Source organism: Streptomyces sp. NPDC001443 (assembly GCF_053597355.1).
In genome coordinates, this window is record NZ_JBSFIA010000001.1 from 551,166 (window position 1) to 551,734 (window position 569).

Genomic DNA, 569 nt, shown 5'->3' on the forward strand with positions numbered 1-569 from the left:
TGGGTGTTGCCGTTGCCACCGCCCTGGGTGCCGCCTTGGGTGTTGCCGTTGCCACCGCCCTGGGTGCCGCCTTGGGTGTTGCCGTTGCCACCGCCTTGCGTGCCGCCCTGGGTGTTACCCCGGCCGCCACCCTGGGTGCCGCCCTGGGTGTTGCCGGTCCCGCCGCCCTGGGTTCCGCCTTGGGTGTTGCCGGCAACGAGTCTGCAGACCCGCTTCGTGTGCTGCTGATTCCACTTGCAGACCGTCTTCTCGACCTGCGTCTGAGCGCTGCTCGGCGCAGGCGCCGCTGTGGCAGGGGACCCGACCGTGACGAGTCCTCCCGCGATCACCACCGACACGATTGCTGTGGCTGTCTGCTGCTTCCGACTGAGCCGCACGACGTGCTCCTTTTCTATTTCTCATTGCGTGAAGTGATGCTTGCTTCGGCGTTCAGTGCTGTGTGACGCGGATTGCCGGGCGCCTGGGGAGGCGCAGCGAATGAACCGCGGATTGCGTCGGTCTTCGCGCACCTCAAGGCGTTGTAGTCATGGGGGTCTCGGTGGTGCCCGTGGTCCCGGCGCCGCCCTGGG

The 569-nt window shown here is 67.5% G+C and carries 1 protein-coding gene; it reads right to left on the reverse strand.

The genetic code is table 11. The features are described 5' to 3' along the window. A partial coding sequence (locus ACWC24_RS02340; protein ID WP_450660924.1) for a hypothetical protein occupies positions 1–377 on the reverse strand: 377 nt, incomplete at its 3' end. Positions 378–569: the final 192 nt, after the last annotated feature.